Below are 13,611 nucleotides of genomic sequence, written 5' to 3'. Positions count from 1 at the left end.
ACGCGTGTCGTCCGCGTGGCGGGCGCGCTCGTGTGCCCGCCCGGCGCCGGGGGAAGGGCGCCGGGCGGAGGTCAGGCGGCGTCGCGGTAGGGGTTGGCCGGGCCGCCCTCGACGGAGGTGCGGCAGCGCAGCAGCTCGCCGCCCGCCGTGCCGTCCCAGGCGGTCGTCACGTACAGGTCGGTGAGGCCGGGGCCGCCGAAGGCGCAGCTCGTGACGTTGCGCACGGGGATCTCGACCGTCAGGTCCAGCCGCCCGTCCGGGCGCAGGCGCAGCACCGCGCCGCCGTCCCACAGCGCGACCCACACGTGACCCCGCGCGTCCACGGTGATGCCGTCGGGCATGCCGCGGGTGATCTCGGCGAACGTGCGCCGCCCCGCGAGCCGCCCGACGGCGGGGTCGTAGTCGAAGACGTCCACCCGGCGGGTGAGGGTGTCCACGTAGTAGCACAGCCGCTCGTCCGGGCTCCAGGCGATGCCGTTGGAGATGCCGACCCCGTCGAGCACCCGCTCCGCGCGGCGGTCGGGGCCGAGCCGGTACAGCGCTCCGGCGCCGGGGGTGTCGTCCTCGGCCTTGGTGCCGGCGAAGAAGCGGCCCACCCGGTCGCAGGCCCCGTCGTTCATGCGGTTGCCGGGCCGCTCGGCGGCGGTCACCGGCGCCACCACCTTCAGGCCGTCCGCCGCCGCTCCGTCCCAGGCAGGCTCGTCCAGCAGCGCGAAGCCGTCGCGCACGGCCAGCGCCAGGCCGCCGGCGGCCCGCGGGACCGCCACCCCGACGGGCTGCCCCACGCCGATCACCGCGTGCGAGCCGTCGGACGGGTCCAGGCGGCGCACCAGGCCCCGCGGGATGTCCACCCACAGCAGCGTGCCGGTGCGCTCGTCCCAGCGCGGGCCCTCGCCGAGCCGCGCCGGCGGCACCGCGACGATCTCGGGCTCGGAGACCCTGGTCATCGGACCCTCCGGTAGCGGGCGGCGTGGCGGGGACACTTCAGGGCAGTCATCCGGACCTCATTCCGTGATACAGAACGATCTTCCATGCAGAGCGGAGACGGGTATGGACGGGAGGGCGCGGCAGCTCAGCCGCAGGCAGGGGGATCGGAACCCGGCGGCGGCCGTGCGCGGGCCGGGGCCGGAACCTGGCGGCGGGTGCGCGCGGGCCGGGGCCGGAACCCGGCGGCGGCCGCGCGCGGGCCGAGGTCGGAACCCGTCAGAACTCGGCGATGGCCTTGGTCAGGGCCGTGCCGATCTCCTCCATGCGGGCCGGCGGCATGCGGTCCTTCAGCGCCGTCACGCTCACCGCGGCCACGGGCGTGGGCTTGCCCATGAACACCGGGGCGGCCACGCAGCGCACGCTGGGCTCGTTCTCCTCCAGGTCGAGCGCGTAGCCGCGCTCGCGGATCAGCGCCATGTGGGCGGCCAGCTTCGCCGGGTTGGTGATGGTGGACCGGGTGGGCGCGGCGAGCGGCGCGTGGCGCTCGGCCCACGCCTTGATCGCCTCGTCGGTGGGGTAGGTCCAGGCCAGCAACGCCTTGCCGACGCCGGTGGCGTGCGCGGCGTTGCGCCCGCCCACCACCGACGTCATCGTGATCGCCCGCATCGTCTCGACCTTGTCGAGGTAGACGACCTCGGCGCCGTCGAGCGTGGCCATGTGCACCGTCTCGGCGAACTCCTCGCTCAGGCGCAGCAGCAGCCGGTGGATCACGGCGCGGACGTCCATGGTCTCGTAGAAGCGGAACGCGGTCGCGAGCATCTCCGTGCCGAGGAAGTACGGCCCGCCGGGATCGGGCTGCGCGGCGAACCCGCGGTGCTTGAGCGCGCCCAGCAGGCGGTGCAGCGAGCTCTTGGGCAGCCCCAGCCGGGTCGACAACTCGTCGATGGTCATGCCTCTGCTGTGCCTGCCGATCTCCTGCAGGATCAGCAGAGCGCGATCGACGCTGGTCACCGGCGACTGCGTACCGCTCACGGTTCCTCCTCGGACGGCCCGGTGGCCGGAGTTTTCCGAATCATGGAATGCTATCGCGTTGCGCGGAATGACGCCACCGTAGATCACGGCCCGCCGGGGCGGGGGTCAGAAGACCTTCATGTGGTGGAACAGCTCGTACGCCTCGTCCATGGCCCCGAACGCCGCCGCCTCCGAGCGTTTGACCGCCAGATAGGCGTCGCGCCGCAGCGGGCCGAGCGCCTCCATGAGCATCTCGTCGGCCTCCAGCGCGTCGAGCGCCTCGTCCAGGGAAGCCGGCAGCCGCCGGTAGCGTCCCGGCCGGGTGTCGGGGTCCACGTCGACCGACTCGCCCGGGTCGAGCTTGCGGCGCAGCCCGTCGAGACCGGCGTGGATGACCGCGCCGAGCGACAGGTACGGGTTGGCCGAGGAGTCGGACGGCTTGAGCTCCAGGTTGGGCTCGCCGCTCTCGCCCAGGGGCGAGCAGATCCGTACTGCCGCCTCCCGGTTGTCGGGCCCGTGGACGGCGTACGCACTGGCCCACGAGCGTGGCGCCAGGCGGCGGAAGGAGTTGACCGTGCCGCAGGTGAGCGCGGTCAGGGCGGGCAGGTGGGCGAGCAGCCCGCCGACGAAGCACTCCAGCTCCTCGCCTCCGTCGGCGAAGACGTTGCGCGAGTCGCGCCACAGCGACAGGTGCAGGTGCGCGCCGTTGCCCGCCTCGCCGGAAAGCGGCTTGGGGGCCAGCGTGGCCCACATCGCCATGCGCATCGCGACGCCGCGCACGGTCTCGCGGTACAGGACGTGGTTGTCGGCGGCCCGCAGGGCGGTGGCGTGCCGGATGGACAGCTCCTGCTGGCCCGGTCCCAGCTCGGGATGGTAGTGCTCGACCCGGAGCCCCTGCGTCTCCAGCGCCCGGATGAGCTTGATCGCGTAATCGTGGGCCGTGTCGAATCCGGTGCCCGCGTAGCAGAGGGTGTCGTCGATCGGCACGATCCGGTCGGGCCCGCCCGCCGGGTCGGGCAGGCGGCGTCCCAGCGTGAACTCCGGCTCGAAGGCCGCCATCAGCGTGTAGCCCTCGGCGGCCAGGGCCGCGATCGCGTCCTTGAGGAAGGTGCGCGAGCAGGCGTCCCAGGGGGTGCCGTCCTGCCGCCGCAGATCCGAGAGCATCGCGGCGGCGCCCGGTGCGTACGGGAGCGGGACGTACGTCGCGGGGTCCGGGACGATGCGCACCTCGCCCACCGGACCCATGTGCTCGACGTCCTGCAACTGGTCGAGCATGTTCATCGCCATCATGGCCACCGTGTGCCCGATCCCCGTGGTGAGGCGCTCGGCCAGCCGCGACCGGGACGCCGCCTTGCCGCGGATCACGCCTCCGTGGTCGGCGTACAGGAAGCGGATGAGCTCGACTCCTTCGAGCTCGGCCCGCTCCAGGATGCGCCGCACGTGGGGATCAGGTTGGTTGATCTTGGAGGCGGTGAGGCGATCTCTCATCCTGTCTGCGTAACACGTTCCGCGGGTACGGGGAAGCGTCTGACGCAGACAGGAGGCCAGCTCACGCTAGAACATTGGTAAAGAAGACGGCCAACTGATTGGCTCCATGGACGATTCCGTCGAACACGCCGTTGACCGCGGACGCGGCCTGGGCCGGCCGGGTGAACAGGTAGAAGATCACAAAGGCCACGAGCACGTACGTGGCTACCTTCTTGACCTGCATGGGGGCCTCCTGCAGTCCATTCCCAGCCGTATATACCCGGATCTGGGCGATCACTGGCATCTTCTATGAAGATGTTCTTGATCCTAACCGGGGGGCTTCCTTCTCACGCCATCAGAATCTCCCGCGGAGGCCGGCGGTTCAACTGGCGAGGGATGGAGGGCGGGAGGGCCGCCAAGGCCTGAGCGAGCCCTGACCTGCCAGGTTCGCGCATCATGGATGTCTTCCCTGCTTTGCCGATGCCGGACCGCTATCGATCGATATCGTGGTCGTCTGATTGCTGAGTGTGAGGAGCGGGTGTGCGCAGGTCGTTCAAGTTCCTGCTGCGTCCCACCAGCAAGCAGGCCCTCGCGCTCACGCAGTGCCTGGAAGACCACCGTCAGCTGTACAACGCCGCGCTGGAGCATCGCCGCACCGCCTATGGCCAGGCCGGTGTCACGATCGGCTAGGGCGAGCAGTCGGCGGAGCTGAAGGAGATCCGCAAGGCCGACCCCGGCGGGCAGGGCCGCTGGTCGGCAGGCTCCCAGCAGCAGACCCTCCGCCGGCTGGACAAGGCGTTCGCCGCGTTCTTCCGCAGAGTGAGGGCCGGGCGGAAGGCCGGGTACCCGCGTTTCAAGGGCCGGGGCCGGTTCGACACCGTGCAGTGGCCCGCCGTCAAGAACGGCGCGACCTGGGACTCCCAACCGCACGAGCCAGTGACGCGCGTCTACCTGCTCGGCATCGGGCATGTGCGGGTCCATCGTCACCGGCGCGTGTCCGGCACGGTCAAGATGATCAGCGTGAAGCGGGAAGGCGCCCGGTGGTTCGTCGTGCTGTCGTGCGATGACGTGCCCACCGAGCCGCTGCCCGCGACAGGCGTCGTGGCCGGGATCGACATGGGTGTCGCATCGCTGGCCACCACCAGCGACGGCGTACACCTTGACAACCAGCGTCACCTGGCCGCCTGCGCCGACCGGCTCGCGGCGGCGCAACGCGATCTCGCCCGCAAGGAACGCGGTTCCACGCGGCGCCGCAAGGCCGTCGCCCGCGTGGCCGCGCTGCACGCCAGAGTGCGGCGACAACGCCTGGACGGCGCGCACAAGGCCGCGCTCGCGCTGGTGCGCGCCTACGACGTGATCGCGCATGAGGACCTGCGGATCATCGGTATGACCCGCTCGGCGTCCGGCACGATCGAGCATCCCGGCCGGAACGTCGCTCAGAAGGCCGGGCTGAACCGCAGCATCCTGGACGCGGGTTGGGCGGTGTTCCTGACGATCCTCGCGAACAAGGCTGAAAGCGCCGGTCGTGAGCTGATCGCAGTCGATCCCCGCAACACCTCCCGCACCTGCTCGCGATGCGGGCACTGTGGGAAGGACAACCGCCTCACCCAGGCCGAGTTCCAGTGCGTGGCGTGCGGGCATGGCGCGCACGCCGACGTCAACGCGGCCAAGAACATTCTCAGGGCAGGGCTTGCCCTTCGTGAGGCCGCGCAAGCGGCTTGGCGAGAAGCCGCTGTCTTCAGGGGAGCGGAGGAGTCATGGTACGGATCACGGGACTGGCCGAGGGGGTATCAGAGTTGTTGCCCCGGTATGCCAGGCGCAGCAGGAGGTACACCGGCAGCCCCACGGGCGACAGCAGGATCGTCAGCACCATGACCGGGGCCATGAGCAGGGGGTGCACGCCCCGCTCCCGGCTGTCGAGGTAGATCCACCGGCCGAGGAAGAGATCCCAGGCGATGATCTGCGCCCACAGGGCGGCCAGCGCCCCGGGAGTGGCGACCAGGGCGGTCAGCCCGGCCAGCGAGGGCCTGGTGACGACCGGCCAGACCTGGCCGAGCACCGGGGCCAGCAGGACGAGGTTCACCGCCAGGGCGGGCAGGACGATGAGCGGCGAGGCCGCCACCCTGCGGGTGACCGACCAGGTCGGGGCCAGGATCATCAGGGCCCAGAACGGCGCGGCGGCGTAGAAGCTCAGGTCGAACAGGGTCGCGGTGCTCATCGGTGACTCTCCGGTCGGGCGGGGGACGGGACGCCGGTCCCGCCGGTGACGGCGGGACCGGACGGTGTGCGGCCGGCGGTCGGGTGACCTCCGCGGCGATGGCGCAGGGTCACCGGGCGGCTTCCGCGGCAGCAGGGGTCGGGGTGGGGACGGGGGTGGTCATGGGGACCTGCCTCGGGGCGCGGGCGCGGGTGGACACCACCACGCCGGCGATCGCCAGCAGGACCAGGACGCCCGCCGCGGCCAGGGTCAGCCCGTCGGGGTGGATCAGCGACTGCCCGCGCTCCGCCTGCCACAGGACCAGTCCGAACACCCCCGCGTACACGAGGCCGGCGGTGACCGTCAGGCCCTGCCGCACGCGCTCGGGGGCGAGGACCGGGAAACGGCTGGACAGGGCCGCGAGGACGAGGGGCAGCAGCGGCAGGAGCTGCAGGGCGTGCATGCCGACGAAGTGCGGCACGCGCAGGTCGCCGGCGACGGTGCTCCAGCCGAGCAGCGGCAGGCCGGGCCCGCCGTCGGGGGCGGCGACGGTGTGGGCGCCGATGACGCCGCCGTCGACGCTCTGGCCGGGCTGCGGGCCGAGCATGAGGCCGCCGCTGGCGAGCCCCAGGGTGGAGATCGCCAGCCCGAGGCGGACCGCCCAGGTGGAGGGCCCGTCGGCCTGCCGGTCGAGCAGGACGGCGACGGCGGCGACGATGTTCGCCACCATCAGCCCGATGATCATCATGCCCATGACGCCGAACAGGATGCCGTCGAGCGGCGTGGTGGCGTTGAAGTGGCTGCGGTGGCCGCGGGCCGCCTGGAAGGTGATGAGCGCGACCTCGGCGACCCCCGCCACGGCCAGGACGGTGCCGGCCCTGCGGCCCCAGCGGCGCTCGCGGCGCTGTAACGACAGCAGCCAGGCCCAGGTGAAGGAGTAGATCGCGAGGGACACGGCGAACTTGAGCGGCTTGGCCCAGACGGACAGGCCGTCGAGCGTCCGGTCGTCCAGGACGAGCGCCACGGCGGTCACCACGGCGAGGACGGACATGAGCCCCGTCGAGACCATCAGCGGGCGGTGCCAGCGCAACATGGCGCCTCCTTTCGGATAGCGGATAGTGCTACTTACTACTATCTATAGCTAAACTCTCCACTGTCCACAAGAGGGGAGTCACAGAAGTGCGCATGGCCGAGCTGAGCACGGACACCGGAGTGCCCGTCCCGACGATCAAGTACTACCTGCGGGAGGGCCTGCTGCCTCCGGGCCGGCCGGTGGGCCGCAACCAGGCCGACTACGGCCCCGCGCACGTCCGGCGGCTCAAGCTGGTCCGGGCGCTGGCCGAGTACGGCGGTCTGAGCATCGCCGCCATCGGCGAGCTGGTCCGGTACCTGGAGGATCCGGGGGTCAGCGACAACAACCTGCTCGGGCTCGGCCAGCTCATGGTCACCTCCCGCCAGGAGCCGCAGCCGGGGCCCCATGTCGAGCGGGCGCGGCGGGCGCTCGACGAGCTGTGCGCCCGTCAGGGCTGGAAGGACATGGGCGAGCATCCCGCGTACACCACGCTGGTGGGGGTGATGGCGAGCCTGGAGGACCTCGGCCACGAGTCCATGCTCGCCTCGCTGCCCGCCTACGCGGAGGCCGCCGAGATGATCGCCGAGGCCGACATGAGGGTGGTCGGCGACCTGGGGGACCGGGAGCGGACGCTGGAGGTGGTGGTGCTCGGCACGCTGATGGGCGACACGATGCTCACGGCGCTGCGCCGCCTCGCCCAGGCGAACGTCGCCCTGCGCCGCTACGGCGCGGACTGAGGCGGGATCGGATCAGATGCCGAGGTGGGCGCTCTTGAGGCGGGAGATCGCCTCGGGGGCGCCCGTGAGCTCCACCCGCGCGTGCTCCTGCCGCCCGAAGCAGAACAGCAGCAGCTCCGGCGCCGGCCCGGTGACCTCCACCTTGGGGCCGATCCTCGGGCCGCCGAGCGCCACGCCGCCGCCCGTCCGGTGCAGCACCACGCCCACCGGCGAGCGGCGCAGCATCAGCCGCCCGCCGGCCGACACGCGCTTCCACATGAGCCGGTCGAGGTCCTCGGGCATGGTGCGCGGCTCCCAGTCGGGCTGGGCCCGGCGCACGTCCTCGTGGTGGACGAACATCTCCAGCGTGTTGACCGCGTCGTCCAGGAACGGCACCAGCCCGTAGACGCCGCCCGGCCTGCGCACCAGCCCGACCAGCTCCGGGTACGGGTGGCGCGCCTTCAGCGACTCCTGGACCGCGGCGGTGTGGCCCGCCAGCGGCTTGAGCGCGATGCCCGCCGCCGCGTCCAGCCGCCGCTCGCGCAGCACGAGGTGGGCGGCCAGGTCGTAGGTCGTCCACCCGTCGCACAGGGTCGGGGCGTCGGGGCCCAGACGGTCCAGCAGGTCGCACAGGGCCGCGCGTTCGCCGCGAGCGTGAGTCACGCTCTCAACCTTACCCGCGGGGAATAACGTGATGATCGGGATTGATTGGGTGTTACGGACATAGCTCTCGCGACGGAAGGAAACCCATCGAGTGGCCAGCAAGGTGACCTCCGCCGTCATGCGCCAGGGAATGCGCGTCCTCGGGGTGGCGATCCGCGCCGAGAAGGCGGTGTTCGCCTCGGCCGTCCTGTCCAGCGCCCTGTACGGAGGCATGACCGTGGGCTCCGCGTGGGCCCTGGGCTGGGCCACCGAGCACGTCGTGCTGCCCGCCTTCTCCACCGGCTCCGCGACCGCCGGGGCCCTGTGGACCGGCGTGCTGCTGATCATGGGTGCCGCGCTGCTCAAGTCGATCGGCGTCGCCGGCCGGCGCATCCTGGCCGGGCTCATGCAGTACCGCATGCAGGCCCGCTCCCGCCGCGAGGTGACCAAGCAGTACCTGCGGCTGCCGCTCGCCTGGCACCACCGGCATCCGACCGGACAGCTCCTGTCGAACGCCAGCTCCGACGCCGAGGCCGCCTGGGCGCCGCTCGCGCCGCTGCCCATGGCCGTGGGCGTGATCGTCATGCTGGTCACCGCCGCCGTCGCGATGGTCCTCACCGACCCGGCGCTCGCCCTCGTGGGCTTCCTGATCTTCCCGGCCATCGCCGTGCTCAACCTGGTCTACCAGCGCCGGCTCAGCCCGCTCGCCACCCGCGCCCAGCAACTGCGCGCCGAGGTCAGCGAGATCGCGCACGAGAGCTTCGACGGCGCGCTCGTCGTCAAGACCCTCGGCAGGGAGGAGCTGGAGACCGACCGGTTCCGGCGGCGCGCCGAGGAGCTGCGTGACGCCAACATCGCCGTCGGCCGGGTGCGCGGCCTGTTCGACCCGATGCTGGAGGCGCTGCCCACGCTGGGCGTGCTCGCCGTGCTCGGCGTCGGCGCCGCCCGGCTCGCGTCCGGCTCCATCGACCCGGGCGACCTGGTGCAGGTCGCCTACCTGTTCACGCTGCTGTCCTTCCCCATCAGGGCGCTCGGCTGGGTGCTCGCCGAGCTGCCGCGCAGCGTGGTCGGCTGGGAGCGGGTGCGGGCCGTGCTGGAGGCGAGCGGCTCCATGGAGTACGGCCGCACCGCCCCGCCCGCGACCTCGGAGCCGGCCCGGCTGGAGACGTCCGGCGTGTCCTACTCCTACGGCACCGGCCCCGAGGCCGCCGCCGTGGTCCACGACGTCTCCTTCGGGGTTGAGCCCGGCCGCACCGTCGCCCTGGTCGGCCCCACCGGCTCCGGCAAGTCGACGCTGGTGCAGCTCCTCGTCCGGCTGGTGGACCCGGCGGACGGGCGCGTGCTGCTCGACGGCGTGGACCTGCGCGAGCTGCCGTACGGCGCCGTGGCCGAGTCGGTCGCACTGGTGCCGCAGCAGACGTTCCTGTTCGACGACACCGTGCGCGGCAACATCACGCTCGGCCTTTCCATCAGCGACGAGGACGTGTGGGCGGCCCTGCGCCTGGCGCAGGCCGACGGGTTCGTGGCCCGGCTGGAGTCCGGCCTCGACACGAAGGTGGGGGAGCGGGGCGCCACCCTGTCGGGCGGCCAGCGGCAGCGGCTCGCGCTGGCCCGGGCCGTCGCCCGTCGGCCGCGCCTGCTCATCCTCGACGACGCCACCTCCAGCGTGGACCCGCAGGTCGAGTCCCGCATCCTGCACGGGCTGCGGGACACGGCCGCCGCCTCCAGCGTGGTGGTCGTCGCGTACCGGCTGGCCACGATCGCCCTGGCCGACGAGGTCGTCTACCTCGACCGCGGACGCGTGGTGGACCACGGGACGCACGACGAGCTGCTCGCCCGCTGCGACGGCTACCGCAACCTGGTCACCGCCTACGAGCGCGAGGAGGCCGAGCGCGCCGCCCTCTCGGCCGAGGAGGAGGAGGCCGCCGCCCGCGGGGCGGCCGGCCCTGGAGCGGCCGATCGGGAAGCAGCAGAGCGGGCCGCCGTCGCGGCCGCCGAGGAAGAGGGGATCAACGCGTGAGCGACGTCCGGGGGATCGGCGCCAGCGCCGAACGCTCCGCGCTGGCCACCATCCGCCGCGGGCTGTCCCTGACGCCCGAGTTCCGCAAGGGACTCGCCGGGACGCTCGCCCTCGCGGTGGTGGCCACGGCCGGCAAGGTCATCGTGCCGATCGCGGTGCAGCAGACCATCGACACGGGCCTGAAGGACTCCACGCCCGACGTCGGGTACGTCACACGGGCCGTCCTGCTGTGCGCGGCGGCCGTCGTGCTGACCGCCCTGGCCGGCTACGTCATGAACGTCCGCCTCTACAAGGCGACCGAGTCGTCCCTGGCGACCCTGCGCGTGCGCGGCTTCCGCCACGTCCACGACCTGTCGGTGCTCACCCAGAACACCGAGCGGCGCGGCGCGCTGGTCTCCCGCGTCACCAACGACGTGGACCAGATCAGCACGTTCATGCAGTGGGGCGGGCTGATGATCATCGTGTCGCTCGGCCAGCTCCTCGTGGCCAGCGTGCTCATGCTCTTCTACTCCTGGCAGCTCACGCTGCTGGTCTGGGCGTGCTTCCTGCCGCTGATGATCGCCCTGCCGCGCTTCCAGCGGTGGCTGTCGGGCGCCTACACCTCGGTCCGCGAGCGCACCGGCGACATGCTCGCCGCCGTGAGCGAGTCCGTCGTCGGCGCGGCCGTCATCCGCGCGTACGCCGCCGAGCGGCGCACCGCCGAGCGCGTCGACAAGGCCGTGGACGCCAACAAGGCGGCCCAGACCCGGGCGCAGACCATCGTCGGCTTCGTCTTCCCGCTGACCGAGATCGTCGCCGCCCTCGCGATCTCCGGGATCGTGCTGCTCGGCGTCAGGCTCGGCCTGTCCGGCGACATCACGGCCGGGCGGCTGGTGGCCTTCCTGTTCCTCGTGACGCTGTTCGTCTCCCCGCTGCAGACCGCCACCGAGGTGCTCAACGAGGCCCAGAACGCCGTGGCCGGCTGGCGGCGCGTCCTCGGCGTGCTCGACACGCCGCCCGACGTCGCCGACCCGGGCGCGGACGGCGTCGAGCTGCCCCGCGGCCCCATCTCCGTCGCCTTCGAGGGCGTCCATTTCGCCTACCCGGGCGGCCCGCCCGTGCTGCGCGAGGTGACGGCCGTGATCCCGCCGCGCTCCCGCGTGGCCGTGGTGGGGGAGACCGGGTCGGGCAAGACCACGTTCGCCAAGCTGCTCACCCGGCTCATGGACCCCGTCTCCGGGCGCGTCACCGTCGACGGGCACGACCTGCGCGGCGTGCGCTTCTCCTCGCTGCGCGAGCGCATCGTCATGGTGCCGCAGGACGGTTTCCTGTTCGACGGCACGCTGGAGGACAACATCCGGTACGGCCGCCCGGCCGCCACCCGCGAGGAGATCGAGCTGGCCATGACCGAGCTGGGCCTGGCCGACTGGGTGGACGGCCTGCCCGCCGGGCTCGCCACGCCCGTGGGGCAGCGCGGCGAGTCGCTGTCGGCCGGCGAGCGGCAGCTCGTCGCCCTGGCCCGCGCCTACCTCGCCGACCCCGACCTGCTGCTGCTCGACGAGGCCACCTCGGCCGTCGACCCGGCCACCGAGGTGCGCCTCGCCCGGGCGCTGGAGGGCGTCACGCGCGGCCGCACGGCCATCTCCATCGCGCACCGCCTCTCGACGGCGGAGAACGCCGACGAGGTGCTGGTGTTCGACGGCGGCCGGCTGGTCCAGCGCGGCCCGCACGACGAGCTCGTCCGGCAGGAGGACGGCGTGTACGCGGCCCTGCACGCCTCCTGGGTCTCCGCCGCCCGCTCCTGAGCGGCCCAGCCGGTGCACCGCTCCTGAGCGGCTCAGCCGGTGCAGGTGGAGAACGTCACGCTGGTCCCGGCGGGTGTGGACACGATGGTCACGTGGTCGCAGAGCAGCCGGGTCAGCCACAGCCCCCGGCCGCCCGTGTCGTAGCGCGACGGCGTCCGCTCCGACCCCATCCACCCCGGCGGCAGGCCCGGCCCCTCGTCGGTCACCTCGCACCACAGCCGGCCGTCCAGCGACCACAGCCGCAGCCGGCCGCCGCCGCCGCCGTGCAGCACCGCGTTCGTGGTGATCTCGTTCACCGCCAGCACGAAGTCCTCCAGCCGGCGGCCCGCCAGCCCCTCCGCCGCGGCGAACTCCGCCACCGCGCGCCGCACCACGGTGATGCGGCCCCGCGCGAAGCTGCGCACCAGCGCCGGCCTACCCACCGTCACCCCGGCGGACCGTCAGCAGCGCGTCGGCCCGCACCAGCCGCAGCACCCGCGCCACGGCCTCCCCGCACACCACGACCGTCGGGCGGCCCTGCCGGGCCAGCGCCGTCGCCGAGAGGAGCTGCGCCGACCCGGCGTCGATGAACCCCATCGCGGTCGCGTCGACGACCACCTCGCCGGGCTCGCGCTCCAGCGGCGCCAGCACCGAGGCCAGCGCCTGCCTGTTGGTCAGGTCCACGTCCCCCGACAGCCGCAGGCCCGGCGGCCGGGACGTCGCGGCGTAGCGCAGCGCCGCCCGTTCCGGCGCGATCGGGTGGACCGACGCCGCCCGCTCCACCGCCTCGCCGGAGAACAGCCGCACGTCGTACTGGCACACCGACGCCAGCCGCCGTTCGCCGAACAGCGGGTTGGACACCGCCTCGCACGTCGTCTGCCGGGCCGGGTCGCGAGCCCCCCACGCCGCGTCCACCAGCGCGTACAGACCGGCGTGGCCGTCCTGCCCCGCCTGCTCGACCGCGGCGCTCAGCCCCTTGAGCACCCGGCCCGGGTCCGGCCGGCCGCAGGTCAGGCTGGTGCCGCCGGCCGGCCGGATCACGACCCGGCCCTCCGCCTCCGCCCGCGCCAGCCCGGGCACGGCCGGGGCCAGCCAGGCCCTGGTCTCCTCGGGCGTGCGGGCGCAGGTGACGATGAGCACCCGGGCCCCGCGCCGCAGGCCGTTCGCGGTGAACAGCCGGGTCGCCGCGATCCGCTCGCCCTCGCCCGCGAACGGCAGGCACACGTGGTCACCCAGCTCCGGGTCCAGGACGGACCCCGCCACGTCCGTCACGGCCCTCCCGGTGCTCGCCGCTCGCATCCCCGCCGACGACGACCGTACCCGGCCAGGCGTCATCACGTAGTGCATTCTTCAACGAACTCAGGGTGACGGGCCGTCGAAACCGGTACGGTGCTGAACACGGGACCGGTCCGCGGGGCCGGAGGGCGTCATGGGGAGCAGGGCGTGGACGTGCTGCGGATGACGCGGCGCAGGCACGGCGACCTGACGGTCGTCAGCCTCGCCGGTGAGGTGGACGTCGACAACTCGGGCCGGATGCGCACCTGCCTCGACGAGTCGGCCAGGGCGCGGGGCTCCCGGCTGGTCGTCGACCTGAGCGGGGTGACGTTCATCGACACGACCGGGCTCGGCGTGCTCGTGCGGGTCCGCGCCGACCTGCGCGAACGGGAGGGGAGCATCGCCCTCGTCGCGCCCGGCGGCCAGGTGCTGCGCCGGCTGCGCCGCACCAACCTCGCGCCGCTGTTCCCCATCTACGCCACGCTCTCCCAGGCCCTGGCCTGAGCGGGCGCTCCGGTGCG

Annotated in this window: 14 protein-coding genes and 1 pseudogene; 6 read left to right on the top strand and 9 right to left on the bottom strand. The window is 73.0% G+C overall.

Features of this window, described 5'->3' with window-relative positions; translation table 11 throughout:
• Positions 1-71: 71 nt before the first annotated feature.
• From HTZ77_RS07060 to HTZ77_RS07045, 4 genes are all read right to left on the bottom strand, one after another.
• The gene (locus HTZ77_RS07060; protein ID WP_175588661.1) at positions 72-947 is read right to left on the bottom strand and encodes an SMP-30/gluconolactonase/LRE family protein; all 876 of its coding nucleotides are present in this window, start codon (positions 945-947) and stop codon (positions 72-74) included.
• Between the two features lie 256 nt (positions 948-1,203).
• Positions 1,204-1,959 (bottom strand): IclR family transcriptional regulator, encoded by a 756-nt coding sequence (locus tag HTZ77_RS48080; RefSeq protein WP_175588660.1) that lies wholly within the window; start codon positions 1,957-1,959, stop codon positions 1,204-1,206.
• Positions 1,960-2,064: 105 nt separating this feature from the next.
• Entirely contained in the window at positions 2,065-3,426 is a 1,362-nt protein-coding gene (locus HTZ77_RS07050; RefSeq protein ID WP_175588659.1) for a glutamine synthetase family protein, read from the bottom strand.
• Positions 3,427-3,487: 61 nt separating this feature from the next.
• On the bottom strand, positions 3,488-3,649 hold the full coding sequence (locus tag HTZ77_RS07045) for a hypothetical protein (protein WP_175588658.1): 162 nt from the start codon (positions 3,647-3,649) through the stop codon (positions 3,488-3,490).
• A 296-nt stretch (positions 3,650-3,945) separates the two neighbouring features.
• Between HTZ77_RS07045 and HTZ77_RS45880 the strand changes: the two genes are divergently transcribed.
• Both HTZ77_RS45880 and HTZ77_RS07040 read left to right on the top strand, forming a co-directional pair.
• Positions 3,946-4,095 (top strand): helix-turn-helix domain-containing protein, encoded by a 150-nt coding sequence (locus HTZ77_RS45880; RefSeq protein WP_328808464.1) that lies wholly within the window; start codon positions 3,946-3,948, stop codon positions 4,093-4,095.
• A gap of 18 nt (positions 4,096-4,113) precedes the next feature.
• Positions 4,114-5,076 (top strand): annotated as a pseudogene (locus HTZ77_RS07040) (RNA-guided endonuclease InsQ/TnpB family protein); the annotation flags it as partial.
• Positions 5,077-5,143: 67 nt separating this feature from the next.
• Here the strand turns inward: HTZ77_RS07040 and HTZ77_RS07035 are convergent.
• Both HTZ77_RS07035 and HTZ77_RS07030 read right to left on the bottom strand, forming a co-directional pair.
• Positions 5,144-5,623 carry an ABA4-like family protein gene (locus HTZ77_RS07035; protein ID WP_175588657.1) on the bottom strand — a complete coding sequence of 160 codons (480 nt, stop codon included), beginning with the start codon at positions 5,621-5,623 and terminating at the stop codon, positions 5,144-5,146.
• Between the two features lie 109 nt (positions 5,624-5,732).
• Positions 5,733-6,695: a hypothetical protein gene (locus HTZ77_RS07030; RefSeq protein ID WP_175588656.1), complete on the bottom strand. Its 963-nt coding sequence runs from the start codon at positions 6,693-6,695 to the stop codon at positions 5,733-5,735.
• A 92-nt stretch (positions 6,696-6,787) separates the two neighbouring features.
• Here HTZ77_RS07030 and HTZ77_RS07025 point away from each other — a divergent pair, with 92 nt between their 5' ends.
• Entirely contained in the window at positions 6,788-7,411 is a 624-nt protein-coding gene (locus HTZ77_RS07025) for a MerR family transcriptional regulator (protein WP_205302278.1), read from the top strand.
• 12 nt (positions 7,412-7,423) lie between these two features.
• Here the strand turns inward: HTZ77_RS07025 and HTZ77_RS07020 are convergent, their stop codons facing one another.
• Positions 7,424-8,053: a TIGR03085 family metal-binding protein gene (locus HTZ77_RS07020; RefSeq protein ID WP_328808463.1), complete on the bottom strand. Its 630-nt coding sequence runs from the start codon at positions 8,051-8,053 to the stop codon at positions 7,424-7,426.
• A gap of 118 nt (positions 8,054-8,171) precedes the next feature.
• Between HTZ77_RS07020 and HTZ77_RS07015 the strand changes: the two genes are divergently transcribed.
• Both HTZ77_RS07015 and HTZ77_RS07010 read left to right on the top strand, forming a co-directional pair.
• Positions 8,172-10,052 (top strand): ABC transporter ATP-binding protein, encoded by a 1,881-nt coding sequence (locus HTZ77_RS07015; protein WP_175589145.1) that lies wholly within the window; start codon positions 8,172-8,174, stop codon positions 10,050-10,052.
• Entirely contained in the window at positions 10,049-11,836 is a 1,788-nt protein-coding gene (locus HTZ77_RS07010; protein WP_175588653.1) for an ABC transporter ATP-binding protein, read from the top strand. The genes HTZ77_RS07015 and HTZ77_RS07010 overlap by 4 nt, the downstream gene beginning before the upstream one ends.
• Positions 11,837-11,868: 32 nt before the next feature.
• Here HTZ77_RS07010 and HTZ77_RS07005 read toward each other — a convergent pair whose 3' ends face one another.
• Positions 11,869-12,264: an ATP-binding protein gene (locus HTZ77_RS07005; RefSeq protein WP_175588652.1), complete on the bottom strand. Its 396-nt coding sequence runs from the start codon at positions 12,262-12,264 to the stop codon at positions 11,869-11,871.
• Positions 12,251-13,087: an MEDS domain-containing protein gene (locus tag HTZ77_RS07000; RefSeq protein WP_175588651.1), complete on the bottom strand. Its 837-nt coding sequence runs from the start codon at positions 13,085-13,087 to the stop codon at positions 12,251-12,253. Before HTZ77_RS07000 ends, HTZ77_RS07005 begins: the two co-directional genes overlap by 14 nt.
• 171 nt (positions 13,088-13,258) lie before the next feature.
• Here HTZ77_RS07000 and HTZ77_RS06995 point away from each other — a divergent pair, with 171 nt between their 5' ends.
• On the top strand, positions 13,259-13,594 hold the full coding sequence (locus HTZ77_RS06995; RefSeq protein ID WP_175588650.1) for an STAS domain-containing protein: 336 nt from the start codon (positions 13,259-13,261) through the stop codon (positions 13,592-13,594).
• Positions 13,595-13,611 lie beyond the last annotated feature (17 nt).

The sequence above is a fragment of the Nonomuraea montanisoli genome (assembly GCF_013363975.1).
Taxonomy (GTDB): domain Bacteria; phylum Actinomycetota; class Actinomycetes; order Streptosporangiales; family Streptosporangiaceae; genus Nonomuraea; species Nonomuraea montanisoli.
Note: the sequence above shows the minus strand (reverse complement) of the source record. Positions and strands in the feature narration are given on the sequence as shown.

Excerpts from the sequence above, each read along its gene's own strand:
- HTZ77_RS07060 (WP_175588661.1), bottom strand. The coding sequence starts at position 947 with ATGACCAGGGTCTCCGAGCCCGAGATCGTCGCGGTGCCGCCGGCGCGG.
- HTZ77_RS07050 (WP_175588659.1), bottom strand. The coding sequence starts at position 3,426 with ATGAGAGATCGCCTCACCGCCTCCAAGATCAACCAACCTGATCCCCAC.
- HTZ77_RS07045 (WP_175588658.1), bottom strand. The coding sequence starts at position 3,649 with ATGCAGGTCAAGAAGGTAGCCACGTACGTGCTCGTGGCCTTTGTGATC.
- HTZ77_RS07035 (WP_175588657.1), bottom strand. The coding sequence starts at position 5,623 with ATGAGCACCGCGACCCTGTTCGACCTGAGCTTCTACGCCGCCGCGCCG.
- HTZ77_RS07030 (WP_175588656.1), bottom strand. The coding sequence starts at position 6,695 with ATGTTGCGCTGGCACCGCCCGCTGATGGTCTCGACGGGGCTCATGTCC.
- HTZ77_RS07025 (WP_205302278.1), top strand. The coding sequence starts at position 6,788 with ATGGCCGAGCTGAGCACGGACACCGGAGTGCCCGTCCCGACGATCAAG.
- HTZ77_RS07015 (WP_175589145.1), top strand. The coding sequence starts at position 8,172 with ATGCGCCAGGGAATGCGCGTCCTCGGGGTGGCGATCCGCGCCGAGAAG.